Annotated in this window: 25 protein-coding genes; 14 read left to right on the top strand and 11 right to left on the bottom strand. The window is 70.8% G+C overall.

The window, feature by feature from the left end; all coding sequences use genetic code 11:
- Positions 1–73: 73 nt before the first annotated feature.
- The 3 genes from ACFPCV_RS29550 to ACFPCV_RS29540 all read left to right on the top strand — a co-directional run bounded on the left by ACFPCV_RS29550 (position 74) and on the right by ACFPCV_RS29540 (position 2336).
- Positions 74–385 (top strand): putative quinol monooxygenase, encoded by a 312-nt coding sequence (locus ACFPCV_RS29550; protein WP_378059655.1) that lies wholly within the window; start codon positions 74–76, stop codon positions 383–385.
- A 48-nt stretch (positions 386–433) separates the two neighbouring features.
- Complete coding sequence (locus ACFPCV_RS29545) at positions 434–1303, top strand: NAD(P)-dependent oxidoreductase (protein ID WP_378059654.1); 870 nt, start codon at positions 434–436, stop codon at positions 1301–1303.
- Between the two features lie 166 nt (positions 1304–1469).
- The gene (locus ACFPCV_RS29540; RefSeq protein ID WP_378059653.1) at positions 1470–2336 is read left to right on the top strand and encodes an aldo/keto reductase; all 867 of its coding nucleotides are present in this window, start codon (positions 1470–1472) and stop codon (positions 2334–2336) included.
- A 91-nt stretch (positions 2337–2427) separates the two neighbouring features.
- On the opposite strand, the gene ACFPCV_RS29535 is transcribed toward ACFPCV_RS29540, so the two are convergent.
- The 7 genes from ACFPCV_RS29535 to ACFPCV_RS29505 all read right to left on the bottom strand — a co-directional run bounded on the left by ACFPCV_RS29535 (position 2428) and on the right by ACFPCV_RS29505 (position 10039).
- Positions 2428–3786: a rhamnulokinase gene (locus ACFPCV_RS29535; RefSeq protein ID WP_378059652.1), complete on the bottom strand. Its 1359-nt coding sequence runs from the start codon at positions 3784–3786 to the stop codon at positions 2428–2430.
- On the bottom strand, positions 3786–5807 hold the full coding sequence (locus tag ACFPCV_RS29530) for a bifunctional aldolase/short-chain dehydrogenase (protein ID WP_378059651.1): 2022 nt from the start codon (positions 5805–5807) through the stop codon (positions 3786–3788). Before ACFPCV_RS29530 ends, ACFPCV_RS29535 begins: the two co-directional genes overlap by 1 nt.
- 79 nt (positions 5808–5886) lie before the next feature.
- Positions 5887–6909 carry a LacI family DNA-binding transcriptional regulator gene (locus tag ACFPCV_RS29525; RefSeq protein WP_378059650.1) on the bottom strand — a complete coding sequence of 341 codons (1023 nt, stop codon included), beginning with the start codon at positions 6907–6909 and terminating at the stop codon, positions 5887–5889.
- Positions 6906–8159 carry an RNA polymerase sigma factor gene (locus ACFPCV_RS29520; protein ID WP_378059649.1) on the bottom strand — a complete coding sequence of 418 codons (1254 nt, stop codon included), beginning with the start codon at positions 8157–8159 and terminating at the stop codon, positions 6906–6908. Before ACFPCV_RS29520 ends, ACFPCV_RS29525 begins: the two co-directional genes overlap by 4 nt.
- A gap of 16 nt (positions 8160–8175) precedes the next feature.
- Positions 8176–8562 (bottom strand): YciI family protein, encoded by a 387-nt coding sequence (locus tag ACFPCV_RS29515; RefSeq protein WP_378059648.1) that lies wholly within the window; start codon positions 8560–8562, stop codon positions 8176–8178.
- Positions 8563–8574: 12 nt separating this feature from the next.
- Positions 8575–9003: a YciI family protein gene (locus tag ACFPCV_RS29510; protein ID WP_378059647.1), complete on the bottom strand. Its 429-nt coding sequence runs from the start codon at positions 9001–9003 to the stop codon at positions 8575–8577.
- A gap of 91 nt (positions 9004–9094) precedes the next feature.
- Entirely contained in the window at positions 9095–10039 is a 945-nt protein-coding gene (locus ACFPCV_RS29505; protein ID WP_378059646.1) for a helix-turn-helix transcriptional regulator, read from the bottom strand.
- A 48-nt stretch (positions 10040–10087) separates the two neighbouring features.
- Between ACFPCV_RS29505 and ACFPCV_RS29500 the strand changes: the two genes are divergently transcribed.
- The 3 genes from ACFPCV_RS29500 (at position 10088) to ACFPCV_RS29490 (ending at position 13504) form a co-directional block, all read left to right on the top strand.
- The gene (locus ACFPCV_RS29500; protein WP_378059645.1) at positions 10088–10249 is read left to right on the top strand and encodes a hypothetical protein; all 162 of its coding nucleotides are present in this window, start codon (positions 10088–10090) and stop codon (positions 10247–10249) included.
- Positions 10250–10259: 10 nt separating this feature from the next.
- Positions 10260–12077: a DNA helicase RecQ gene (gene recQ, locus ACFPCV_RS29495; protein WP_378059644.1), complete on the top strand. Its 1818-nt coding sequence runs from the start codon at positions 10260–10262 to the stop codon at positions 12075–12077.
- Between the two features lie 209 nt (positions 12078–12286).
- Positions 12287–13504 carry a M50 family metallopeptidase gene (locus ACFPCV_RS29490; protein WP_378059643.1) on the top strand — a complete coding sequence of 406 codons (1218 nt, stop codon included), beginning with the start codon at positions 12287–12289 and terminating at the stop codon, positions 13502–13504.
- A 93-nt stretch (positions 13505–13597) separates the two neighbouring features.
- On the opposite strand, the gene ACFPCV_RS29485 is transcribed toward ACFPCV_RS29490, so the two are convergent.
- Both ACFPCV_RS29485 and ACFPCV_RS29480 read right to left on the bottom strand, forming a co-directional pair.
- A complete protein-coding gene (locus ACFPCV_RS29485; protein WP_378059642.1) occupies positions 13598–14053 on the bottom strand; it encodes a DoxX family protein in 456 nt (151 codons plus the stop codon).
- A gap of 134 nt (positions 14054–14187) precedes the next feature.
- The gene (locus ACFPCV_RS29480) at positions 14188–14670 is read right to left on the bottom strand and encodes a MarR family winged helix-turn-helix transcriptional regulator (protein ID WP_378059641.1); all 483 of its coding nucleotides are present in this window, start codon (positions 14668–14670) and stop codon (positions 14188–14190) included.
- 68 nt (positions 14671–14738) lie between these two features.
- On the opposite strand from ACFPCV_RS29480, the gene ACFPCV_RS29475 reads away from it, so the two are divergent.
- The gene (locus ACFPCV_RS29475; RefSeq protein ID WP_378059640.1) at positions 14739–15260 is read left to right on the top strand and encodes a hypothetical protein; all 522 of its coding nucleotides are present in this window, start codon (positions 14739–14741) and stop codon (positions 15258–15260) included.
- Between the two features lie 51 nt (positions 15261–15311).
- Positions 15312–15695 (top strand): hypothetical protein, encoded by a 384-nt coding sequence (locus ACFPCV_RS29470; RefSeq protein ID WP_378059639.1) that lies wholly within the window; start codon positions 15312–15314, stop codon positions 15693–15695.
- A 16-nt stretch (positions 15696–15711) separates the two neighbouring features.
- On the opposite strand, the gene ACFPCV_RS29465 is transcribed toward ACFPCV_RS29470, so the two are convergent.
- Complete coding sequence (locus ACFPCV_RS29465; RefSeq protein WP_378059638.1) at positions 15712–16509, bottom strand: three-helix bundle dimerization domain-containing protein; 798 nt, start codon at positions 16507–16509, stop codon at positions 15712–15714.
- 355 nt (positions 16510–16864) lie between these two features.
- On the opposite strand from ACFPCV_RS29465, the gene ACFPCV_RS29460 reads away from it, so the two are divergent.
- From ACFPCV_RS29460 to ACFPCV_RS29450, 3 genes are all read left to right on the top strand, one after another.
- Positions 16865–17788, top strand: a complete 924-nt coding sequence (locus ACFPCV_RS29460) for a LysR family transcriptional regulator (RefSeq protein ID WP_378059637.1) — start codon at positions 16865–16867, stop codon at positions 17786–17788.
- A gap of 99 nt (positions 17789–17887) precedes the next feature.
- The gene (locus ACFPCV_RS29455; RefSeq protein WP_378059636.1) at positions 17888–19297 is read left to right on the top strand and encodes an OFA family MFS transporter; all 1410 of its coding nucleotides are present in this window, start codon (positions 17888–17890) and stop codon (positions 19295–19297) included.
- A gap of 4 nt (positions 19298–19301) precedes the next feature.
- Positions 19302–19433 (top strand): MFS transporter small subunit, encoded by a 132-nt coding sequence (locus tag ACFPCV_RS29450; RefSeq protein ID WP_378059635.1) that lies wholly within the window; start codon positions 19302–19304, stop codon positions 19431–19433.
- A gap of 379 nt (positions 19434–19812) precedes the next feature.
- Here the strand turns inward: ACFPCV_RS29450 and ACFPCV_RS29445 are convergent, their stop codons facing one another.
- Positions 19813–20334 (bottom strand): MarR family winged helix-turn-helix transcriptional regulator, encoded by a 522-nt coding sequence (locus tag ACFPCV_RS29445; RefSeq protein WP_378059634.1) that lies wholly within the window; start codon positions 20332–20334, stop codon positions 19813–19815.
- Positions 20335–20705: 371 nt separating this feature from the next.
- Between ACFPCV_RS29445 and ACFPCV_RS29440 the strand changes: the two genes are divergently transcribed.
- The 3 genes from ACFPCV_RS29440 to ACFPCV_RS29430 are packed head-to-tail and all read left to right on the top strand — an operon-like array spanning position 20706 to position 23343.
- Positions 20706–21908 carry a cytochrome P450 gene (locus ACFPCV_RS29440; protein ID WP_378059633.1) on the top strand — a complete coding sequence of 401 codons (1203 nt, stop codon included), beginning with the start codon at positions 20706–20708 and terminating at the stop codon, positions 21906–21908.
- Positions 21905–22096 (top strand): ferredoxin, encoded by a 192-nt coding sequence (locus ACFPCV_RS29435; protein ID WP_378059632.1) that lies wholly within the window; start codon positions 21905–21907, stop codon positions 22094–22096. Before ACFPCV_RS29440 ends, ACFPCV_RS29435 begins: the two co-directional genes overlap by 4 nt.
- Entirely contained in the window at positions 22093–23343 is a 1251-nt protein-coding gene (locus tag ACFPCV_RS29430; protein ID WP_378059631.1) for an NAD(P)/FAD-dependent oxidoreductase, read from the top strand. The genes ACFPCV_RS29435 and ACFPCV_RS29430 overlap by 4 nt, the downstream gene beginning before the upstream one ends.
- Positions 23344–23346: the final 3 nt, after the last annotated feature.

Raw genomic sequence — 23346 nt, 5'->3', positions numbered from 1 at the left:
GTGTCGCGTTCGTCCAATCGGATTGCCGGTGGGTCGTGCGAGGATGCGCCGCAGTCATCGACCAGGAGGAACAGTGCGGTACGGATACTTCGGCACCATGCGTGTCAAGCCCGGCCACCGGGACGAGGTGGTGGCCACGCTCGTCAGCGGCCAGGACGGCCTGAGGGCGGCGGGGTGCGACCTGTACGCGGTCGGCGTGTCCGACGACGACAAGGATCTCGTGTGGGTCAACGAGATCTGGGTCAGCAAGGAGGCGCACGCCGCGTCGCTGCGACTCCCGGCGACCAGGGCCGCGATCGAGAAGACCATGCCGTTGCTCACCGGCGAGTTCACCGGGCACGAGATCGACGTCGTCGGCGGCCTCGGGGTGCCCGGCGAGGCGTGAGGGCCGCGTGACCGGTCGGCGCGACGCCGGGTGGGTAGGGTCGGGCCCATGGCCAGGATCGGTTTCATCGGGCTCGGGATCATGGGTCTGCCCATGGCCGTCAACCTCGTCCGCGCCGGGCACGACGTCACCGGCTTCAACCGGAGTCCCGGCAGGACGGCTCGCTTCGCCGAGCAGGGCGGGACCGCGGCGGACAGTGCGCGAGCGGCGGTCGAGGGCGCCGAGGTCGTGATCACGATGCTGCCCGACTCACCGGATGTCGACGCGGTCGCCGACGACGTGCTGACCGCGGCGGGCGCGCTGTGGATCGACATGAGCACGATCGCACCCGCCACCGCCCGCGCCGTCGCCGACCGCGCGCACCGGTCCGGTCTGCGGGCACTCGACGCACCCGTCAGCGGCGGCGAGCAGGGCGCGGTCGAGGGCACCCTGTCGGTCATGGTCGGCGGCGCGGCCGACGACGTCGCGGCTGCCCGGCCGGTGCTGGAGGTACTCGGGAAGACGATCGTCCACGTCGGACCGGCAGGCAGCGGGCAGACGGTGAAGGCCGCGAACCAGCTGATCGTGGCGGGCACCATCGGGCTCGTCGCGGAGGCGCTCACCCTCCTGCGCGCACAGGACGTCGACCTGGCCTCCGCTGTCGAGGTGCTCTCCGGCGGCCTCGCGGGCAGCGCCGTGCTGGACCGCAAGGCCACCCCGATGCTGACGCACGAGTTCACCCCCGGTTTCCGGGTCGACCTGCACCACAAGGACCTCGGCATCGCGCTCGGCTCCGCGCGGGAGGCCGGCGTGCCGCTCCCCCTCGGCGCCGCGGTCGCGCAGCTGATGGCCGCCGCCAGGACACAGGGCCACGGCGACCTCGACCACTCGGCGCTGCTGCTGGTCCTCGAACAGCTCGCGGGCCTCAGGAAGGACTGACCGAGTCCGCCAGGACTTGGCGACGTGCAGGCGTTTCGCGGACCGCGTGACGTGGCACTCCCCGGCGACCGCGACGCAGCAGGACAGGTCGCAGACTCCTGTTGGACAGCTCGACGAACCGGCGGGAAGCTGTAGGCACAGAAGGTCTACCGAGGAGGCATCCGAGATGCAGTCCCGTCGCATCGGCGACACGCAGGTCAGCGCCATCGGGCTCGGCGGCATGCCGATGTCCGTCGAGGGCAGGCCGGCCGACGAGCAGCGCTCCGTCGACACGATCCACGCCGCGCTCGATGCCGGTGTCACGCTGTTCGACACCGCGGACGCCTATTCACTGGACGAGACGGACGTCGGGCACAACGAGTCGCTCATCGCCCGCGCGGTCGCGAGCCACGGCGCCGACACGTCCGAGGTCCTGATCGCGACCAAGGGCGGTCACACCCGCACCGAGGGCGGCGGCTGGGGCCGCAACGGCTCGCCCGAGTACCTCAGGCAGGCGTGCGAGGCGTCGCTCAAGCGGCTCGGTGTCGACGCCATCGGCCTGTACCAGTTCCATCGGCCGGACCCGAAGGTCGACTACGCCGAGTCGGTCGGCGCCCTGCGCGACCTGCTCGACGCGGGCAAGATCCGGTACGCGGGCATCTCCAACGCCAACCCGGACCAGATCAGGCTCGCCAACGAGATCCTCGGCGGCCGGCTCGTGAGCGTGCAGAACGAGTTCTCGCCCGCGTTCCGGTCCAGCGAGCCGGAACTGGACCTGTGCGACTCGCTCGGCATCGCGTTCCTGCCGTGGAGCCCGCTCGGAGGCATCGCGAAGGCCGGTGAGCTCGGCTCGCACTTCGCGCCGTTCGCGGAGATCGCGAACGAGAAGGGCGTCAGCCCACAGCAGGTGTGCCTCGCGTGGCTGCTCGCCAAGTCGCCGGTGGTGATCCCGATCCCGGGTTCGTCGCGGCCCGCCACGATCCGTGACTCGGCCGCCGCGGTCCACCTGACCCTGACCCCGGAGGAGTTCACCCGGTTGGACGCCGGCGACTGACCCACCCGAACCGTTCGAGCTCCTCGGCGACTGCGCGGACCGCTGGAGGCCGTCCGGCTGGCCCGCGTCTCGCCGTGGCGGGTGACGCGCGCTACGCACTCGGCTGATAGCGCGTGACCGGCTGCGTGGCCCGGATCAGGTCCCGCAGCCGGGTCAGGTCGCCATCGAGGGCGCCGAGCGCGCGGGCCTGCACGAGCACGTTGCCGATGGCGGTCGCCTCGACCGGGCCCGCCACCACGGGAAGGCCGCACGCGTCGGCGGTCAGCTGGCACAGCAGGGAGTTCCGCGCCCCGCCGCCGACGATGTGCACGACGTCCACGACCTTGCCCGACAGCGCCCGCGCGTCCTCGACCGCCCTGCGGTGCGCGTCGGCAAGACTGTCCACGACGCACCGGACGATGCCGGGCCGGTCCGTCGGCACGGGCTGGCCGGCCCGTTCGCACGCGGCGACGATCCGTGCCGGCATGTCGCCGGGCGGCAGGAAGACGGGGTCGTCGGGGTCGATCACCGCGCCGCGGGGCCGGGCCGCCGCCGCCCGCAACAACTCCCCGGTGTCCGCACCCCACTCGCGCACGCACTCCTGCAGCAGCCACAGCCCCATCACGTTGCGCAGGTACCGGACCGTGCCGTCGACACCGAGCTCGTTGGTGAAGTTGGCCGCCCTGCCGGCTTCGGTGAGCACCGGGGCGGCCAGCTCCACCCCGACCAGCGACCACGTCCCGCACGAGATGTAGGCGAACCGCTCCCCCTGCGCAGGCACCCCGACGACCGCCGACGCCGTGTCGTGCGAACCGACCGCGATCACCGGCGTGCCGTCCTGCGTGGACCCGATGACCTCGCCCGGCTCCCGCAGCGGCGGGAACAGCGCCGCGCCCGCGCCGGTCCTCGCGATCAGCTCGGTGGCCCACGTGCGGGTGCGCACGTCGAGGAGCTGGGTCGTCGACGCGTTCGTTACCTCCGCGCCCTGCTCGCCGGTCAGCCAGTACGCGAGCAGGTCCGGGATCAGCAGCAACCGCCGCGCCAGCGCAAGCCGGGGTTCGGCGGCCAGCTGGTGGATCGTGTTGAACGGCAGGAACTGCAGCCCGGTCGTCGCGTACAGCTCCCGCGCGCCAAGGCGTTCGAGGTTGTCCTTCGCGCCCGCGGTGCGCTCGTCCCGGTAGTGCACGGGGTTGCCGAGCAGCGCGCCGTGCGCGTCGAGCAGCCCGTAGTCCACGGCCCACGAGTCGACACCGATCCCGTCGACCGGCCCGGCCTCCCGCAGCCCGTCGAGAACTCCCTGGTACAGCGCGAGGATGTCCCAGTGCAGGGTCCCCGCGGTCCGGACGGGACGGTTGGGGAAGCGGTGACACTCCCGCAGCTCCAGGGTGTCCGCACCGACCTCGCCGACGATCACCCTTCCGCTCGCCGCGCCGAGGTCGGCGGCGGCCACGCGGACGCTCCGCGGCGTCATCACCGGAGGAAGGCCGCGGCCACCCCGGCGTCCACCGGCACGTGCGATCCGGTCGTCAGCGACAGGTCCCCCGCGCACAGCGCGACGACGGCCGCGGCCACGTGCTCGGGCAGCACCTCCCGCTTCAGCAGTGTGCGCTTGGCGTAGAAGGCACCCAGCTCCTCCTCCGGCACCCCGTACACGGCGGCGCGTTGCGCGCCCCAGCCACCGGCGAAGATCCCCGAGCCGCGGACCACGCCGTCGGGGTTGATGCCGTTGACGCGGATCCCGTACTCCCCCAGCTCGGCGGCGAGCAGCCGGACCTGGTGCGCCTGGTCGGCCTTGGCCGCCCCGTACGCCACGTTGTTGGGGCCGGCGAACACGGCGTTCTTGCTGGAGATGTAGACGATGTCGCCGCCGATGCCCTGCTCGACCATGATCCGCGCGGCCTCGCGGGAGACGAGGAAGGAACCCTTCGCCATCACGTCGTGCTGACGGTCCCAGTCCTCCTCGGTGGTCTCCAGCAACGGCTTCGACACCGAGAGGCCCGCGTTGTTGACCACGAGGTCGACGCCGCCGAACGCCAGCACGGCAGTGCGGAAGGCCGCTGCGACGGCGTTCTCGTCGGTCACGTCGACGGTCACCGCGAGACCGGTCTCGCCGATCTGCTCCGCGACCTGCCTGGCCGAGTCCTGGTCCCGGTCGGCGACGACCACGCACGCGCCCTCGGCCGCGAGCCGCAGCGCGGTGGCCCGCCCGATGCCCGACCCGCCGCCGGTGACGAACGCGACGCGGGCCGCGAGCGGCCTGGGTTCTGGGCGCCGCCTGAGCTTCGCCTCTTCCAGCGCCCAGTACTCGATGCGGAACTTCTCGCGTTCCTCGATCGGCTCGTAGACCGACACGGACTCGGCGCCGCGCATCACGTTGACGGCGTTGACGTAGAACTCGCCCGCCACCCGCGCGGTCTGCTTGTCCGCACCGAAGCTGAACATGCCGACGCCCGGCACGAGCACGATCGCCGGGTCCGCACCACGCATGGGCGGGCTGTCCGCGTCGGCGTAGCGCTCGTAGTAGGCGCGGTAGTCGGCCCGGTAGGCCTCGTGGAGTTCCTTCAGCCGCGCGAGCAGGCCCGCCAACGGCGTGGTCGGCGGCACGTCGACGACGAGCGGGCGGACCTTGGTGCGCAGGAAGTGGTCCGGACAGCTGGTGCCCTTGGCGGCCAGCTCGTGCAGGCGTTCGCGGGCGAGGAAGTCCAGCACGCCCGCACTGTCGGTGAAGTGGCCGACCTGCGGGTGGTCGGTGGAGACGAGTCCTCGGACGGCCGGTGCGATGCGGGCGGCCAGCAGTGCCCGGTCGGCGGGGGCGAGCGGCTCGACCACGACGGCGCCGAACGGGTCGGGCCTGCCGTGCTCGTCGAGGTAGCGCTGCGCGGTCGCGATGATCTCGAGGGAGTTGGCCTCGCACTCCTCGCTCGTGGCGCCCCACGCGGTGATGCCGTGGCCGCCGAGCACCACGCCGATCGCCCTCGGGTTTTCCCGCTGCACGGCCGCGATGTCCAGTCCGAGCTGGAATCCGGGGCGCCGCCACGGCACCCAGACCACGCGGTCACCGAAGCACGCCCTGGTCAGTTCTGGCCCGTCGACGGCGGTCGCGATCGCGATGCCCGCGTCCGGGTGGAGGTGGTCGACGTGCGCCTGCTCGACCAGGCCGTGCATGGCGGTGTCGATGGACGGGGCGGCGCCGCCCTTGCCGTGCAGGCAGAAGTCGAACGCGGCGACCATCTCGTCCTCGCGCTCGACCCCGGGGTAGACGCCGGTCAGCGCGCGGAGCCGGTCGAGCCGCAGCACGGCGAGGCCGTTCGCCCTCAGCGTGCCGAGGTCGCCGCCGGAACCCTTGACGTACAACAGGTCCACCTCGGCGCCGGTGACCGGGTCGGTCGCGGTGGTCTTCGCGGAGGTGTTGCCGCCGGCGTAGTTGGTGTTGCGGGGGTCGGACCCGAGCCGGTTGCCACGTCGCAACAACGCCTCGACCTGATCAGTCATGCCGCCCTCCGCCATCGAAAATTAAACGTTTCAATTCGTGCCTCAGCATGGTGGAGCCGCTCTCGACGTGTCAAGGGAGTCACCGCTGGACCCGTGTCGAGGCGCGGACGACCAGCTCCGGCCGGAACCGGACCTGCTGGTGCTGGTGCGACTCCTCGCCCGCCGCCTCCTCGAGCAGCAGCCGCGCGGCGGTGCGGCCGAGCAGCTCCCTGGGCTGGCGCACCGACGTGAGCGGCACGGCGGCGGCCTCCGCGAACTCGATGTCGTCGTAGCCGACCACCGCGAGGTCGTCCGGCACCGAGAGGCCCTGCCGGGTCATGACCTGCAGCAGCCCCAGCGCGAGCAGGTCGTTCGCGCAGAACGCCGCGGTCGGCCGCGTCGAGGCAGGCAGCCCGACGAGCCGCTCCCCCGCGCGGCGCCCCTCGGCCACCGTCAGCGCCCCGGTCGCCATCCGCACCAGCTCGGCGGGCCGGCCGAAAGCCCGCGCCGCGTTCTGCGCACCCTCGTGGCGGTCCCGCACCTGCTGCACGGTCGCGGGCCCGCCGACGAACGCGATCCGCTCGTGCCCGGTCTCGAGCAGGTGGGTCATGGCCAGCTCACCGCCGAGGACGTCGTCGACGGCGACCGAGCACCGGGTGTCGTCGGCGGACTGGCAGTCGACGAGCACCACCGGCATGCCGCGGCCCGGCATCTCCGCGAGACGCTCGCCGCCGGGGTCGATCGGGGTGATCAGCACGCCCTGCACCCGCTGCTCGCGCAACCGCTCGAGGTACTCGCGCTCGCGGCTGCCGTCCTGGTTGGAGTTGCACAGGTAGACGACCATGCCCTCGGCGCGGGCCGTCTCCTCGACACCGCGCGCCACGTCGTTGAAGAACGGATTCGCGGCGTCCATCACCACGTACGCGATCGTCCTGCTCTGCCCGGCCCGCAACTGGCGCGCGGTCTCGTTGCGGACGAAGCCCAGCTCGACGATCGCGGCCTGCACGCGCAGCCTGGTCACCTCGCTGACCAGGTGCGGGCGGTTCAGCACGTTCGACACGGTGCCGATGGACACGCCCGCGACCGCGGCCACGTCCTTCATCCCGGGAGTGCTGTCGGTCATTCCGCCGCCCGCTTCATGAGCAGCGCGCGTTCCCGCTCGTTGCGGGTCAGCGCGGCGGCCCGTTCGAACTCGGCGCGTGCCTCGTCGGTGCGGCCGAGCTTGGCCAGCAGGTCACCGCGCACGCTCGGCAGCAGGTGGTATTTCTTCAGCGACGGCTCGTCGAGCAGTTCGTCGACCACTTCGAGCCCGGCCTGCGGGCCGAACGCCATCGACAGCGCCACCCCGCGGTTCAGCTCGATCACCGGCGACGGCACGAGTTGCACCAGCCGCGCGTACAACGCCGCGATCCGCGGCCAGTCGGTCTCCGCCGGGGTGCGGGCTCTGGCATGGCACGCGGCGATCTCGGCCTGCAGCACGTACGGGCCCATCGGCTGCTCCAGCTCGCCCGCCCGCGCGAGCGCCGCGAGGCCGCGCCGGATCAGCAGCCGGTCCCACTTCAGCCGGTCCTGGTCGTTCAGCAGCACGGGAGTGCCATCCGGCGCCGTCCTGGCGCGGGCGCGGGAGGCCTGGATCTCCATCAGCGCGATCAGGCCGTGCGCCTCCGGCTCCGTGGGCACCAGCTCGGCGAGGATCCGGCCGAGCCGCATCGCGTCCTCGCACAGGCTCGGCCGCATCCAGTCGTCGCCGCCGGTCGCCGCGTAGCCCTCGTTGAAGATCAGGTAGACGACCTCCAGCACGGAGGCGAGCCGCTCCCCAAGCTCGTTCGCGGCCGGCACCTCGAACGGGATCTTCTTCTGGGCGAGGGTCTTCTTGGCCCGCACGATCCGCTGCGCGATCGTCGGCTCCGGGGTGAGGAACGCGCGGGCGATCTCCTCGGTGGTCAGACCGCCGAGCAGGCGCAGCGTGAGCGCCACCCTGGCCTCGGTGGACAGGACCGGGTGGCAGGAGATGAACACCAGCCGCAGCATGTCGTCGGAGATGTTCGAGTGGATCGCGTCGAAGTCCGGCTCCGCGGTGGGCAGCTCGGCGGTCTCCAGGTCGCGGCCGATCTCGGTGACCTTGCGGTCCAGCGTCTCGCGGCGCCGGAACATGTCGATGGCGCGCCGCTTGGCGATGGCCATGAGCCAGGCGCCCGGGTTGTCCGGGACACCCGACTCCGGCCACTGTTCCAGCGCGGCGACCAGCGCGTCCTGCGCCAACTCCTCGGCGAGTCCGACATCGTGCACCATCCTGGTCAACCCGGCGATCAGCCGGGCCGACTCGATGCGCCATACGGCGTCTATCGCACGGTGGGTCTCTGGCGTCGGCATGCGCCTATCAAAGCAGCTACCGCCCCTTGTTCGCCGTCACCGCCGCGGTCAGGTCGTCGGCCTCGAAAACCTGACGGATCTCGACGTCGGATTCGACGCCGTCGGTCCACGGGATCCGCTTGACCCACTCGACGGCCTCCTCCTTCGACTTCACCTCGAGCAGCCAGAAGCCGGCGACCAGCTCCTTGGCCTCGGCGAACGGGCCGTCGATGACGGTCGGCACGCCGTCGGTGAACTTCACCCGCGCGCCGCGCGACGACGCGTGCAGCCCCTCACCCGCGAGCAGCACACCCGCCTTGATCAGCTCCTCGTTGTAGCGACCCATGGCGGTCAGATCCTCCTCGGACGGCAGCTCGCCGTCCTCGGACTGCCCGCTGGCCTTGACCATCACCATGAAACGCATCTTCGTGCTCCTTTACTTGCCGCCGATCAGATCGGAGATGTTCTTGGTGTATTTCCGGTTCTCCTCGGTCACCGCGGCAGCGAAGTCGTCGGGCTCGGTGAGCTGCCGGATCTCGATCTCGGCGTTGCCGTGCGCGTCCTCGACGGGCCACTTCTTCACCCATTCGACGGCCTCGGCCAGCGACTCCACCTCGATGACCGAGTACCCCGCGACGAGCTCCTTCGACTCGGCGAAGGGACCGTCGACCACCGCCGGTTTGCCCCTTCCGGAGAAGTGCACCCTGGCCCCCTTGTCGGATGGCATGAGCCCGTCACCGGAAAGCAGGACACCGGCCCTGGCCAGTTCCTCGTTGTAGCGGCCCATGGCTTCGAGAAGCTCCTCGGAGGGCAGCACGCCGGCCTCGGATTCCTCGTCGGCCTTGCGGATGAGCATGAATCGCATTGCCTGGTTCCCTTCTTCCCCAGTGGTCTCGAGCCGTGTCGAAACCTAGCCGCTGTCCACACGTCGGACGACCGCGTCGCGAATCGACACGTCACCCGGAATCAGTTGCCCGGTTCACCCGGCCACCCAGTTCCCGCAGGTAGTCCACCAGCTCGCGGGGTTCCTCGACGCTGAACTCACAGCCCGCCGTCGCGAACCGGTAGGCCAGCCATTCGAGTGTGTCGGCACCCGCCCGCACGCGGCTGCGGTGCTCGTCGACCGGCTCCGCGGTGCCGAGGTGGGCAGGCACGCGGTCCGCGGGCAGGTCGAGGACGACCACGGCCTCGTAGGTGGGTGCGAGGGAGTAGAGCTTACTGGTGGTGAACGAGGCCGCGTCGCCTTCCGGCAGCTCCCGTGGCCGGTAGCGGGCGCCGGTCGACTGCGCGCCGGCAACACGGTCGACCCGGAACAGACGCCAGTCGTCGCGGTCCAGGTCGAACGCGGCGAGGTACCAGCGGCGGCCGGCCGCGACGAGCCGGTACGGCTCGACGTGCCTCCTTGACTCCGTGCCGTCGTGGTCCCGGTAGGCGAAGCGCAGGCGCTCGTGGCTGGTGACCGCGCCCGCGATCCCGGTCAGCTGACCTGGATCCACGGCCTGCTGTTCGCCGGTGACGAGCGGGACGGTCGCCGAGGTGAGCGCGCCGACCCGGTACCGCAGCCGTGCGGGCAGCACCCGCTCCAACTTGGTGAGCGCGCGGACCGACGCCTCCTCGATGCCCTGCACGGCCTGGCCCGCGGCGGCCCGCAGGCCGACCGCCATCGCGACCGCCTCCTCGTCGTCGAGCAGGAGCGGCGGCAGCGCCGAGCCCGCGACGAGCCGGTAGCCGCCCTCCGCGCCCATCGACGCCTCGACCGGGTACCCGAGGTCGCGCAGCCGCTCGACGTCGCGCCGCACGGTCCTCGGGCTGACCTCGAGCCTTCGGGCCAGCTCGCTGCCCGGCCACTCCCTCGGCGTCTGCAGGAGGGACAGCAGGGCGAGAAGACGGCCGGCGCTCATGACCGGGAGCATATGGGTCAGTTGTCGACCTAGATGATGTGTTGCGGGATGACCGGCTTCACGGAACACCGGGGGCTCCCTGGCATCCCCGAGACCGGCCAGTCCGGCGAGGACGACCCGCACGACGCCGACGACGATCGCCGAGGTCACGACGGGTGGCCGTACCCGGCCTGTGGACAACTCCCCGGCGTTGTCGGCGGTCGCCCCTAGAATCGCCCCCGTGACTCTCCCGGACACCACGACCCAGCCCGCCCTGGACACGCTGCGCCGCGTGTTCGGCTACGACGCGTTCCGGGGGAACCAGCAGGAGATCATCGAACACGTCGTCGACGGCGGCGACGCGCTGGTGCTGATGCCGACCGGTGGCGGCAAGTCGCTGTGCTATCAGATCCCGGCGCTGGTGCGGCCCGGCACCGGCATCGTGGTGTCACCGCTGATCGCGCTGATGCAGGACCAGGTCGACGCGCTCATGGCGCTCGGCGTACGGGCGGGCTTCCTCAACTCGACGCAGGACTTCGGCCGGCGGCACGAGGTCGAGGAGGCGTTCCTGGCCGGCGAGCTCGACCTGCTGTACCTGGCGCCGGAACGGCTGAAGGTGGAGTCGACGCTGCGGCTGCTCGACCGCGGCAAGATCGCGCTGTTCGCCATCGACGAGGCGCACTGTGTGGCGCAGTGGGGCCACGACTTCCGCCCGGACTACCTGGAGCTGTCGCGGCTGCACGAGCGGTGGCCATCGGTGCCGAGGATCGCGCTGACGGCGACCGCGACGGCCGCGACCCGCAAGGAGATCGCGCACCGGCTGAACCTGGACGACGCGCTGCAGTTCGTGTCGAGCTTCGACCGGCCCAACATCCAGTACCGGATCGTGGCCAAGAACCGCCCGGAACAACAGTTGCTCGAACTGCTCACCACCGAGCACAAGGGCGACGCCGGCATCGTCTACTGCCTGTCGCGGGCGTCGACGGAACGTACCGCGCAGTTCCTGTCGGACAACGGGATCGAGGCGCTGCCTTACCACGCGGGTCTCGACGCGCGCACCCGCGCACGCAACCAGGCCCGGTTCCTGCGCGAGGACGGCCTCGTGGTGGTGGCGACCATCGCGTTCGGCATGGGCATCGACAAGCCGGACGTGCGGTTCGTCGCGCATCTCGATCTGCCGAAGTCGGTGGAGGGCTACTACCAGGAGACCGGGAGGGCGGGCCGGGACGGCCAGCCGTCGACGGCGTGGCTCGCGTACGGGCTGCAGGACGTGGTGCAGCAGCGCAAGATGATCGCCACGTCGGAGGGCGACGACGCGCACCGCCGCCGCCTCGGCACCCACCTCGACGCGATGCTGGCCCTGTGCGAGACGGTCGAGTGCCGTCGCGTGCAACTGCTGAACTACTTCGGGCAGGACAGCACCCCGTGCGGCAACTGCGACACGTGCCTGAGCCCGCCGGAGGCGTGGGACGGCACGATCGCGGCGCAGAAGGTGCTGTCCGCGGTGTACCGGCTCGACCGGGAACGCCGCCAGAAGTTCGGCGTCGGCCACATCGTCGACATCCTGCTCGGCCGCCAGACCGCGAAGATCCAGCAGTTCGGCCACGAGTCACTCACGGTGTTCGGCGTCGGCACCGAACTCGCGGAACCGGTGTGGCGCGGCGTGATCCGCCAACTGCTGGCGCAGGGCCTGCTGACCGTCGAGGGCGACCACGGCACGCTGGTGCTGACCGAGGCGAGCGCCGACGTGCTCGCCCGCAAGCGTGAGGTGCGCCTGCGGCAGGAACCGAAACGCGCGGCCAAACCGGCCCGGACCAGGGCACCCCAACAGGAACTGTCCCCGGAGACCCAGCCCGTCTTCGAGAAGCTACGCGCCTGGCGCGCCGCCACCGCGAAGGAACAGGGCGTCCCGGCCTACGTGATCTTCCACGACGCCACCCTCCGCCAGATCGCCACCGAGAACCCCGGCACCCTCGCCGAACTGGGCACGATCAGCGGCGTCGGCGAGAACAAGCTCGCGAAGTTCGGTCAGCAGGTGCTGGACGTGCTCGCCGGCTAGTGCCCGGGACAAGGGTGTCGGTCGCGTTCCGGCGAATGGTGCAGAGAAGCGGTGGATCGTTGCCGGGTGCAGTGAGGGTCCCCTGAGGTTCCGTTGATCCGCGCGAAACCATGCCGACCCGGACCTGGTCTGCCTGCGACAACCGGCCTGAACAGCCGCTTTACGCGTCCTGCGTAGGCTCGCCGGGACGGCAGGCGAGAGGGGTGGATGTGCTCGCGTACATCATCGGCGTGGTGCTTTTCGCGTTGTGCGTGGGTGTTTCGCTGGCCCTGCACGAGGCGGGCCACCTGCTGACCGCGAAGGCGTTCGGCATGAAGGTGCGCAGGTACTTCGTCGGGTTCGGGCCCCGGATCTGGTCGTTCCGGCGGGGCGAGACCGAGTACGGGCTCAAGGCGATCCCGGTCGGCGGGTTCTGTGAGATCGCCGGGATGACCGCGCTCGACGAGGTCGGCCCCGAGGACGAGCGGCGCGCCATGTGGCGGCAGAAGACGTGGAAGCGCACGGTCGTCATGGCGACCGGGCCGTTCACCCACTTCCTGCTCGGCTTCGTCGTCCTCTACGTGATGGCCGTGACGTTCGGCCTGCCGAACCTCGCCGAGAAGCCCGTCGTGTCCCAGGTTTCCGCGTGTGTGCACGACGCGACGACCTCCGAGCAGCTCGCGAACTCGGCGTGCGGGCCGGGCGAGACCGGGCCCGCGCAGGCGGCGGGACTGCGGCCCGGCGACGAGGTGCTGTCCGTCGGCGGGGTGGCGACGTCGACGTGGAGCGCGATGGTCGAGGAGATCCAGCGCGCGGACGGTCCGACCGCGTTCGTGGTTCGGCGCGGTGACGAAACGCTCCGGCTGACCGTCGACGTCCCCCAGGTGGACCGTCCGGTCACGACCTCCGACGGTGCGGCCGGCGTGGCTCAGGTCGGGGTCGCGGGAGTCATGGCGACCCGCTCGTTCGACTACACGGCGTGGTCCGCGGTCGGCGGCACCGCGACGTTCGCGGGCGAGATGTTCACCCAGACCTTCGCGAGGCTCGTCGAGTTCCCGCAACGCATCCCGGCGGTCGTCGAGGCGATCTTCGGCGGTGAACGCGACCCGGAGACCCCGGTCAGCGTGGTGGGTGCGAGCCGCATCGGCGGTGAGGCCGTCGAAGCCGGGCTGTGGCAGGTGTTCCTGCTCCTGCTGGCGGGGCTGAACTTCTTCATGGGCGTGTTCAACCTGCTGCCGCTGCTGCCGCTGGACGGCGGGCACATCGCGGTCACGTGGTACGAGCACGTCCGCAACTGGCTGCGCGACCGGCGTGGCAAGACCGCCGCCGCGCCGGTCGACTACACCAGGCTGTCGGGCATCACGATGGTGCTGGTGATGATCGGCGGCGCCGTCCTGCTGCTGACGGTCACCGCCGACATCGTGAACCCGATCAGAATCACCCAGTAGGGATTTCGTCGTTGTGGATCCGCGCCGCGGGGGGTACTCGACCGGCGCACGGCGACCTGTCCACACCCTGGTCGCCGTGCGCGGACCCCTTCGTCACGAGTGGCGGCGGCGCAGCCGGTCCAGGGCGAACGCGCCGGGGCCCGCGATGCCGATCAGCAGGAAGATCCACGCGAACAGCGCGGCGGGCTCGCCGCCGTTGGGCAGTGGCAGCAGCGCGAGCGGCTGGTGGACGGTGAAGTAGGCGTAGGCCATCGCACCAGAGCACAGCAGCGCCGCGGGCCGGGTGAACCACCCCGCCAGCACGAACGCGCCGGCGACCAGGTGGATCATCGATCCCCACCAGTCCGGCCAGCTGAACAGCCCGACGGTCCCACCGGCGCCGTCCATGCCGCCGAAGGCACCGAACAGACCGACGAGGCCGTGGCACAGGAACAGGAACGACACCACGACCCGGGTCGCGCCAAGCGCCCATGCCTGTGGCCTGCCTGCGAACGGTCCGGTGGCCGGGGTGGTGGTGCCGGTCGTGGTGGTGGGCTGGGTGGCGGTCATGTCGGTCCTCCGTCAGATGTCGTCCCGATTACACAACGACGTCGAACGCGACACCACCGGATCGACAACCGGCCCGATCTTCGCGCGGGACACCAGAGCACGTCCTTTGCTCTTTGTGGAAAGTCCGGGCCCGATCAGCCGCTACCGGGGAGCCGGTCCTGTGTCCGGCGGGTCAGCTCCCTGGTCTGCTCGCGGAGGATCTCGATCGTGCGGGTCACGTAGTCCGCGATGACCTGCTGTTCCTCCTCGGTGTAGCGGGCCACCACCTCGTTCATCGCGGCGGACAGGCCCGCGAACACCTCGCCGAACACGCCTCGCCCGTTCGCGGCCACGCTGATCACCACACGTCTGCGGTCGGCGGGGTCCTGGGCACGCCGCACCAGCCCGGCGCGTTCGAGCCGGTCGACCATGCCGGTGACCGCGCCAGGGGTCAGGCCGATCTCCTTCGCCAGGGCGCCGGCCGAGAGCGATCCACCGGCGGCGATGACCCCGAGTGCCCGCTGGTCCACCGCGCTCACCCCGAGGTGGGTCCCGACGGCCTCGTGGAACGCGACCACCGCGGTGCTGAGCTGGCGGCCGAGCGCCGCTCCCGGATCGCCTCCCGTTCGCTGGGTCACGCCCATCACTTTAGCATGCCGAATATTTCGGTAGGCTGAAGTAAATTCACCGACCGGGAGGGACCGGGATGAGTACCGATCTGCGTGGTGAGGTTCGGCTGGCGCTCGAGACGCCGGCCTGGACGTGGCGGTTCTACCTGCGCCATTTCCTGGTGGTCGCCGGGCTTTCGCTCGTCGGCTCCGTGCAGCGGATCGTGGTCGTGAACTGGGGTGAGCACCTCCCGGCCGCGCTGTCGGTTGCCTCGGAGGTGCTGGTGATGGCCGCGCGGGTGCTGCTGCTCGTGATCGTCTGGCGGCTCGCCATGCGTGCCGTGTCCTGGCGCTGGGACAACCTGTCCGCGTTCGCGCGGGAGCACTGGCCGAGCCTGGTCATCCAGGGCGTGCTGCTGTCGGTGGCGTTCCTGGTCTTCGACGTGGTCGCCGAGAACGTCGTCGCCGGGCTGCTGCCGGAGGACGCCCGGTCGGCCTACCTGGGTGTGCTGCTGTTCATGAAGAACCCGACCGTGATCGCGTTGACGTTCGTGTGGTGGGTCGGGCTCGCCCGCCAGGTGCTGCGCGACCGCGACACCGCCACTGTCCCGGCGACCTGAACGGTTAGCGGAACCCCGACGGCCGCGCGTGCCCCGTGGTTAGCCTGGGGCATGGCCGACGAGCGCGGACACACCCCGGCGCGGATGCTGGTGATCCGGCGTGGTCTGCTCCTCGCCGGGCTCGCCGTCACCTGCTGGTCGGTGACCAGGACCGTGCTACTGCTGAGCGGGCACGACGTCGTGCCCGACGACGACCGGCACGGCTACCTCGCGATCTTCTCGCTGGTGCTGCTGCCGGTGCTGGTGGTCGCGGTCGTGACGCTCGTGGCCGACACCGCGGAGTTGTGGCGACGCGGCCACTCCCCCGGCCGTTCCCGCCACGTCGGTCCCGGCGTCGCGCTGGCGCTGTCCGCGCCGCTGGCGAGCCCGGTCGCCGCCGTCGCGGTGGTGGTCGGGGTGGCGATCGTCGTGGCGGCCCGCACCGACCGGCCCTGAACCGCCGGCCGGTTCGTCAGCCCGCGGGCACGAGCCCGGCGTGGCGGAGCCGCTCCTCGGTCCGGTGGACCGCCGCGGCACGCTCGACCTCGTTGACCGCCAGCGCGCGCACCACCGGATCGTCGGCGGAGCGGCGCCTGCGCAGCTCCGCCATGCGTTCGCGGAAGGTGACCGGGCGGCCGTCCGGGCTGGTGGTCATGTCGCAGTACCACAGCGCGTCGCGCACCGGGCCCTGCTCGTCGTCGTACACCGCCAGCGCCTCGGCCAGTCCGGTGAACTCCGCGACCGCGGCCGCGCCCGCGTGGTGGGCCACCAGGGCGGCCACGCGGAACGGCACACCCCGGCCCACCAGGTAGCGGGCACCGTCCACCTGGTGCATCCCGGTGACCGTCACCTCGGCGGCGTACCCGATGTCGTGCAGCCAGGCCGACGCGACGAGCACCTCACGGTCACCGGCCGGGAACGCGGGCGCGATCTGCTGTGCCCGCCGCGCCACGCCCCACGTGTGGGCCCACCGGCGCGGCAGCTCCCCGGCGAGCAGGTTGCGAGCGGTCAGCCACGCCCAGGTCCGCAGGGACACCTCGGTCAGGGACACCTCGCCCGCCCCGGCCAGCCAGCCGATCCTGGCCCGCACCGCGCGTTCGACGAGCACCGGCACGAACAGCTGCACCCGGGCGTGCTCGAAGCTCGACCACGCGTCCCGCACGCACTCGTCGAGCACGCTGAGGGGCACGTCGGCCCGCTCGCTGCCCAGTCGCTCCCCGAGCCTGCGCATCAGCGGTTCCGGCTCGCACAGGGTGTCAGCGGTCGGCACTCCGACAGCATGCCTCATGCGAGTGGTTACCCGTGATGTTTCCTCCCCCACATGGACGAGCCGGGATTTTGTGTCCGCAGACGCTGTTCCAGCGGTCCCTGACGCATTTGTCCGACTTCGTCTCGAAGCGCCGCACCGGGCAGCGGGGCAGGCGAACCGTGGCCGACGGTCACGTACGGCGACGGACCGGCCGGCCGCAGCGTGCGGAGTCCTCGCCCCCGGCCCTGCTCGTGACGGGACGCGATGGCGTGGCACACGCCTGCCGCCCCCGGAAGGTTCACCGCGTGGACTTGTCTCGTCGCAGCGCGTGGCAACGATGCGCTGCCCGCCGATGCGGCACGGTTAGGCTCTGCCCATGTTGCTGCGCCAGCTGGAGTACCTGAGCGCACTCGCACGCGAAGGGCACTTCGGACGGGCGGCAGAGGCCTGCCACGTCTCACAGCCCGCGCTGTCGGCTGCCATCCGCAAGCTCGAGGCCGAACTGGATGTCCAGATCGTGCAGCGGGGTCAGCGGTTCGAGGGGTTCACCCCCGAGGGCAAGCAGGTCCTCCTCTGGGCGCACCGCATCCTCGCCGAGCAGGACGCGCTGCGCCATGAGCTGGCCAGCATGCGCGGCGGCCTTTCCGGGGTGCTGCGCATCGGCGCCATCCCCACGGCGCAGACGATCGTCTCGCTGCTGACCGCGCCGATGTTCGCCGACCACCCCCGGGTGCGCATCTCGATCGAGTCGCTGTCGTCGCGGCAGATCGTGCACCGGCTCGCCGAGTTCGACCTGGACATCGGATTGACCTATGTGGACGGTGAACCGCTCGGCACGGTCCGGGTGACACCGCTCTACCGCGAGCGCTACCTGCTGCTCACGCCGGCCGACGGCCGGTTCGCCGAGCGGGACTCGGTCGGGTGGGGCGAGCTGGTCGACACGCCGCTGTGCCTGTTGTCGTCGGTCATGCAGAACCGGCGGATCCTGGACCGCAACTTCGCGGAGGCCGGGGTCACGGTGTCGCCGTCGGTGGAGACCGACACGGTCTCGGCGATCTACGCCCACGTGGCCACCGGGCAGTGGTCCAGCGTCATCGCGCACGCGTGGTTGTACCTGTTCGGGGTGCCGGCCGGGCTGAAGGTGGTGCCGCTCAACCGGCCGAACGTCACCAACCAGGTCGGCCTCGTCCTCGCCGACCGCGATCCGGAGCCGATGCTCGCCCGCGCCCTTCTCGACGCCACCAGCCGCGTCGACATACAGGAGAAACTGGACCAACTTCTCACCAACTACGTCCGATAGACGGAAATTATCGGCCCATAAACCAAAATGCTTTGACCTTCAACCACCGCCGTCAGTACGGTTCGCCCCCATCACCCGGGCAGTACACGGAGGTGCGCCTTGGCCGCCCTGTCGTTCCTCGACCGCGAACACACGGTGGCGAAGCCCGGCTACAGCAGATGGCTGATCCCGCCGGCCGCGCTGGCGATCCACCTCTGCATCGGCCAGGCCTACGCGACCAGCGTCTACAAGACCGCGCTCGTCCAGCACTTCGACACGAGCCTGACCGCGGTCGGCATCATCTTCTCGATCGCGATCGTCATGCTCGGCGTCTCGGCGGCGGTCATGGGCACCTGGGTCGAGCGGGTCGGCCCGCGCGCGGCGATGTTCACCTCCGCGTGCTTCTGGTCGTCGGGATTCCTCATCGGCTCCCTCGGCATCGCCACCACCCAGCTGTGGCTGGTGTACGTCGGCTACGGCGTCTTCGGCGGCATCGGGCTCGGCATCGGCTACATCTCGCCGGTGTCGACGCTGATCAAGTGGTTCCCCGACCGCCCAGGCCTCGCGACCGGTATGGCGATCATGGGCTTCGGCGGCGGCGCGCTCGTCGCCTCTCCCCTGTCACGACAGCTGATGTCGTTGTACGACAGCGGTTACGACCCGTCCGACTCGGCTTCGGTTGCGTCGGGCGGCTCGGTCGCGCTGCTGTTCCTCACGCTCGGCATCGGCTACTTCGTCGTGATGATGTTCGGCGTCTTCAACGTCCGCGTCCCCGCCCCGGGCTGGCGTCCCGCGGGCTTCGACCCGGCGAAGCTGACGGCGAAACCACTCGTCACCACCGCACACGTGTCGGCGACCAACGCGATCAGGACACCGCAGTTCTGGCTACTGTGGACGGTCCTGTTCTGCAACGTGACCGCGGGCATCGGCATCCTCGAGCAGGCGAGCCCGATGATCCAGGACTTCTTCCGCGAGGGTGGCACCTCCGCGGTCGCCACCACGGCCGCGACCGCGTTCGTCGGCCTGCTGTCGATCTTCAACATGGCCGGCCGCTTCGCCTGGTCGTCCACTTCGGACTTCCTCGGTCGCAAGCCGACCTACGTGATCTACCTCGGCGTCGGCATGGTCCTGTACTTCCTGCTCGCCGTGGCCGGGCACAGCGCCACCGCGGTGTTCGTGCTGCTGGCCGGCGTCATCATCTCCTTCTACGGCGGCGGGTTCGCCACCGTCCCGGCCTACCTGCGCGACCTGTTCGGCACCTACCAGGTCGGCGCGATCCACGGCAGGCTGCTGACCGCGTGGTCCGCCGCCGGCATCGCGGGCCCGCTGATCGTCAACGGCTTCCTCGACGCACAGGGGAAGCCGGGTCAACTCGTCTACACCGACTACCGGCCCGCCCTGTTCACCATGATCGGTGTGCTCGCGATCGGTTTCGTCGCGAACCTGCTGATCCGGCCGGTGGCAGTGCGGTTCCACGAGGCCGAGCACAGCGACGCGTTCGCGGAAGCCGACGATCCTGCGAAGGGATAGGCACATGCCCGAGACCGAACCCGAGACGACCGACCAGACCGCGCGCCTGGTGATCTCCTGGCTGGTGGTGGGCATCCCCATCGTCTACGCGCTGTACCAGACCGTCAGGTCGATCCTCCCCCTGTTCGGCGGCTAGGGCGGGTCCCGTGGATCCTGGTCGATGGGATTCGTGATCCATCTGGTCGCTGGCAAGGCGGAGGAAGGCCCTCGTACCGGGTTGTACTCGGGCTTTCCGACAACGCGGCCAGCGGCCAGATGGGCGCGAATACCGCGATCAAGATCCGCGGGACACGCCCTGGTTCCCAGCGATGGCGCTGATCGAGCGGATCACCCACCAGATCCCCTTCAGATCCTCATGAACCACGCTCGAAAGTCTCCGAGCCAGCGGAAACCTCAGGGGTCGGCTGGCTCGCGCATCGTCGGATCGTCGACGCGCCTGCGGTGTCCACCGGCTGCCTGGGCGATCGGCGCGACTCCGACGATCGCCCAGACCAACTCGGTCTCGGCCGCGCGCCTCACCCCCGTTTGACCGGGCCCCGGCCAGTCCCACGCGAACGGTCACGAGGTCCCACGGTTCCCGACGTCGGCACGCTGCCGAACACCCGCTCGCCCTCGGCGGCGAAGCGCGGCAGCAGCAGCCCGAACGTCGCCCGCTCTTCACGCGTCCAGTCCGCGCAGATGCGCCGGATCAACGCCCGGTTGCGCACCCGCATGTCATCGAGGAAGCCCTGGGCCGTCGCGGTCAGGCTCACCACCATCGCGCGCCGGTCTCGCTCGTCGGGTTGCCGGGCCACCAAGCCGCGGGACTCCAGGTCGTCGAGGTGACGCGTCACCGTCGTCCGGTCCAGGCCCAGCTCCTCGGCGAGCTGCGACACCCGCAGTGGTCCGGCCCGGTGCAGTACGAACAGCGGCGAGGCGGTGCCGCGGCGCAGCCCGGGCGAGATGTCGCCGGCGACCCGCTCGAAAAAATCCTCCGTCGTCCGCGTGAGTGACGCCATCGCGTCGAAGACCCGGTTCTCGAGTGTCTGTCGCGTCATGCGCCCGCTCCGCTCTCGTCCGTCCCGGCCCGTCGAGGAAGGCAGGGCAGGGGTCGGGCCGCCTGTGTCCGCATCGCCGTGGGTCGTCGTCATGCTGGCGTCACCGCGTCCAATCGTCGAGCTGCCGAGTGTGGGTCACGCTGCCGCTTGATGCGAATTCACGTGTACACCGCTTCCTAACAATGTACGCGAGCACCTGCCCCAACACTCGGCCGACTTGGGCGGCAGCACCGGACCGCAGCTGAAATACGTGCAGACGGCGTCATATTTTACGTGTAGTGTGTCTCCTATCTGAGCTGTGCGGTAGGTGCTCTTGAGGACCCTGCCGGAGCGCACCGCCACCCACACCCACCACCGAAGGGGAACCGCGCATGGAGCCGAACTACCCGCTACACCTGCCGGACTTCTACATCGGCGACCCCGCACCGGCCTACCGGGACCTGCGCCACAACTCCCCGGTGCACTGGACCAGCGCCAACGGCGGGTTCTGGGGCATCACACGCCACGACGACATCAAGTTCATCGGCTCGCGGCCGCAACTGTTCTCGTCGGCGAAGGGGGTGCTGATGCCCGACGGCAAGCCTCGGACGGTCGACCCGCGCCCGATGCTGATCACAACCGATCCACCGCGGCACAAGGCAATGCGCCAGCTGATCTCGAAGGGCTTCACCCCGAGGCACATCAACGCGATGGAGCCCGACGTCCGCGCGATCGTGCGCGGTGTGCTGGACTCCGCGAAGGCGGGCGTCGAACTGGAGTACGCAGAAGGGTTCGTCGCCAAGGTCCCGGTCCGCATCATCGCCGACCTGCTCGGGGCACCGGCCGAGGACTGGGAGCGGTTCCGCGCCTGGTCCGACGCCTCCGTCGGCTCGGCCGACCCCGACGTCACGTTGACCTCGCAGGAGGCGTTCGGGGCCCTGACCGCCTACTTCCGCCAGTTGATCGACCTGCGCGAGCAGGACCGCACCAACGACCTCATCTCGATCCTGATGGAGGCCGAGGTCGACGGCGAGCGCCTGTCCCACGACGAGCTCATGGCGTTCCTGCACCTGCTGCTCGTCGCCGGCAACGAGACGACACGCAACCTGATCGCGCTGGGCACCATCGCCCTGGTCAACCACCCCGCGCAGCTGCGGACGCTCGTCGAGGACCCGAGCCTGATCCCCACCGCGGTCGAGGAGATGCTGCGCTACGTCACCCCGGTCACGCACATGACCCGCTGGGCCACCGAGGACGTCGAACTGCGCGGCAGGACCATCAGGAAGGGGCAAGCGGTCGTGCTGCTCTACGGCGCCGCCAACCGTGACGAGGACGTCTTCGGCGACACCGCCGAGCAGTTCGACATTACCCGCCGGCCCAACCCGCACCTGGCCTTCGGTACGGGCGAGCACGCCTGCCTGGGCCTGTCGCTGGCCCGGCTCGAGGCCCGGGTGTTCTTCGAGGAGTTCCTCGCCCGCTTCGACCGCGTCGAGCTCACCGGTGAGGTGCTGCGGATGCGCTCGACCATGGTGCCCGGCATCCGGACCATGCACGTCCGCCTGGGTTCCGCGAACGAGAGGGCCACCGTCCGATGAGGATCGTCCTGGACCGGGCCAGGTGCACCGGTATCGGAATCTGCGAGGCTCTCGCGCCGACCGTGTTCGAGGTGGACGACAACGGTGAGCTGGTCGTGCTGTCCGCCGACGTACCCGAAGACGCCCAGAACGAGGTGACCGAGGCCGTCGAGGGCTGCCCCACCATGGCCCTGGGGCTGCGGTTGTGAGCGCCGCGACGGGCCACACCGGACCCAGCTCACTCGTTGTCGTCGGCGCCTCGCTCGCCGGCCTGCGTGCGGTCGAGGCCGCGCGCAAGGCCGGGTTCGCCGGCCGTATCACCCTGATCGGCGACGAGCCCCACCTGCCCTACGACCGGCCGCCGCTGTCGAAGGAGCTGCTGGCCCCCGAAGGCCCGACCGACCCGGTGACCTTCCGCAGCCGTGCCGAGTTCGTCGACGAGCTGGGCGTGGAACTGCTGCTCGACGCCCCGGCCACCGGACTCGATCCGGACGCCCAGGTCGTGCACGCCGGCGGCGACGAGGTGGCCTACGGCGCGCTGGTCGTCGCCACCGGCGCCGCGGCCCGCGGACTGCCGGGCACCGAAGGTTTGGCGGGTGTGCACGTCCTGCGCACCCTGGACGATGCGCGTGCGGTTCGCCGCGCCCTCGACCAGGGTGCTCGCACCGTCGTCGTGGGGGCCGGGTTCATCGGGTCCGAGGTCGCCTCGGCGGCCCGCAGGCGCGGTTTGCCGACCACGGTCGTGGAGGCCCTGCCGACTCCCCTGGCCCGCTCCGTCGGGCCCGGCCTCGGTACCGCGCTGGCGTTGCTGCACACCCGCAACGGCACCGCGCTGCGCTGCGGACAGGCAGTGGTCGCGGTCGAGGGCACCAGCCGCGTCGAGGGCGTCCGTCTCGCCGACGGCACCGTGGTCGACGCCGACCTGGTCGTCGTCGGGATCGGAGCGGTGCCCCGCACCGACTGGCTCGCCGACAGCGGACTGCCCGTCGACAACGGCGTGGTCTGCGACGAGTTCCTCCGCGCCGGCGCCCCAGGCATCTACGCCGCGGGGGACGTCGCCCGCTGGCACAACCCCCTGTTCGACCGCTCGATGCGGACCGAGCACTGGTCCGCCGCCGCCGAGCAGGGGGCGCGCGCCGCGCGCAACGCGGTGTCACCGGATGCCCAGTCCTACGCGACGGTCCCGTACTTCTGGTCGGACTGGTACGGCTCGCGCATCCAGTTCGCCGGTGTCACCACCAACGACGGTCACGAGATCGTCTCGGGCGACCCTGCCGGTGACCACTTCGTCGCGCTGTACCGCGAGGGCGACCGGCTGAGCGGGGTGCTGACCCTGAACGGGCAGCGCCACGTCATGAAGTACCGCCGACTCATCGCCCAACGCGCCCGCTTCGACGAAGCCATCGCGTTCGCCAGGACGTCGATGTCCACGCGCTCCGCCGCCGCCACTTCCTGACCT

Origin of the sequence: Actinophytocola glycyrrhizae, assembly GCF_042653545.1 — a bacterium.
GTDB lineage: Bacteria > Actinomycetota > Actinomycetes > Mycobacteriales > Pseudonocardiaceae > Actinophytocola > Actinophytocola glycyrrhizae.
This window is presented reverse-complemented; position numbering and strand designations above follow the sequence as displayed.

What these genes read in the sequence shown, in the direction of transcription:
- ACFPCV_RS29545 (WP_378059654.1), top strand. Translation starts at nt 434, where the DNA reads ATGGCCAGGATCGGTTTCATCGGGCTCGGGATCATGGGTCTGCCCATG.
- ACFPCV_RS29540 (WP_378059653.1), top strand. Translation starts at nt 1,470, where the DNA reads ATGCAGTCCCGTCGCATCGGCGACACGCAGGTCAGCGCCATCGGGCTC.
- ACFPCV_RS29535 (WP_378059652.1), bottom strand. Translation starts at nt 3,786, where the DNA reads ATGACGCCGCGGAGCGTCCGCGTGGCCGCCGCCGACCTCGGCGCGGCG.
- ACFPCV_RS29530 (WP_378059651.1), bottom strand. Translation starts at nt 5,807, where the DNA reads ATGACTGATCAGGTCGAGGCGTTGTTGCGACGTGGCAACCGGCTCGGG.
- ACFPCV_RS29525 (WP_378059650.1), bottom strand. Translation starts at nt 6,909, where the DNA reads ATGACCGACAGCACTCCCGGGATGAAGGACGTGGCCGCGGTCGCGGGC.
- ACFPCV_RS29520 (WP_378059649.1), bottom strand. Translation starts at nt 8,159, where the DNA reads ATGCCGACGCCAGAGACCCACCGTGCGATAGACGCCGTATGGCGCATC.
- ACFPCV_RS29515 (WP_378059648.1), bottom strand. Translation starts at nt 8,562, where the DNA reads ATGCGTTTCATGGTGATGGTCAAGGCCAGCGGGCAGTCCGAGGACGGC.
- ACFPCV_RS29510 (WP_378059647.1), bottom strand. Translation starts at nt 9,003, where the DNA reads ATGCGATTCATGCTCATCCGCAAGGCCGACGAGGAATCCGAGGCCGGC.
- ACFPCV_RS29505 (WP_378059646.1), bottom strand. Translation starts at nt 10,039, where the DNA reads ATGAGCGCCGGCCGTCTTCTCGCCCTGCTGTCCCTCCTGCAGACGCCG.
- ACFPCV_RS29500 (WP_378059645.1), top strand. Translation starts at nt 10,088, where the DNA reads ATGACCGGCTTCACGGAACACCGGGGGCTCCCTGGCATCCCCGAGACC.
- ACFPCV_RS29485 (WP_378059642.1), bottom strand. Translation starts at nt 14,053, where the DNA reads ATGACCGCCACCCAGCCCACCACCACGACCGGCACCACCACCCCGGCC.
- ACFPCV_RS29475 (WP_378059640.1), top strand. Translation starts at nt 14,739, where the DNA reads ATGAGTACCGATCTGCGTGGTGAGGTTCGGCTGGCGCTCGAGACGCCG.
- ACFPCV_RS29470 (WP_378059639.1), top strand. Translation starts at nt 15,312, where the DNA reads ATGGCCGACGAGCGCGGACACACCCCGGCGCGGATGCTGGTGATCCGG.
- ACFPCV_RS29460 (WP_378059637.1), top strand. Translation starts at nt 16,865, where the DNA reads ATGTTGCTGCGCCAGCTGGAGTACCTGAGCGCACTCGCACGCGAAGGG.
- ACFPCV_RS29450 (WP_378059635.1), top strand. Translation starts at nt 19,302, where the DNA reads ATGCCCGAGACCGAACCCGAGACGACCGACCAGACCGCGCGCCTGGTG.
- ACFPCV_RS29445 (WP_378059634.1), bottom strand. Translation starts at nt 20,334, where the DNA reads ATGACGCGACAGACACTCGAGAACCGGGTCTTCGACGCGATGGCGTCA.
- ACFPCV_RS29440 (WP_378059633.1), top strand. Translation starts at nt 20,706, where the DNA reads ATGGAGCCGAACTACCCGCTACACCTGCCGGACTTCTACATCGGCGAC.
- ACFPCV_RS29435 (WP_378059632.1), top strand. Translation starts at nt 21,905, where the DNA reads ATGAGGATCGTCCTGGACCGGGCCAGGTGCACCGGTATCGGAATCTGC.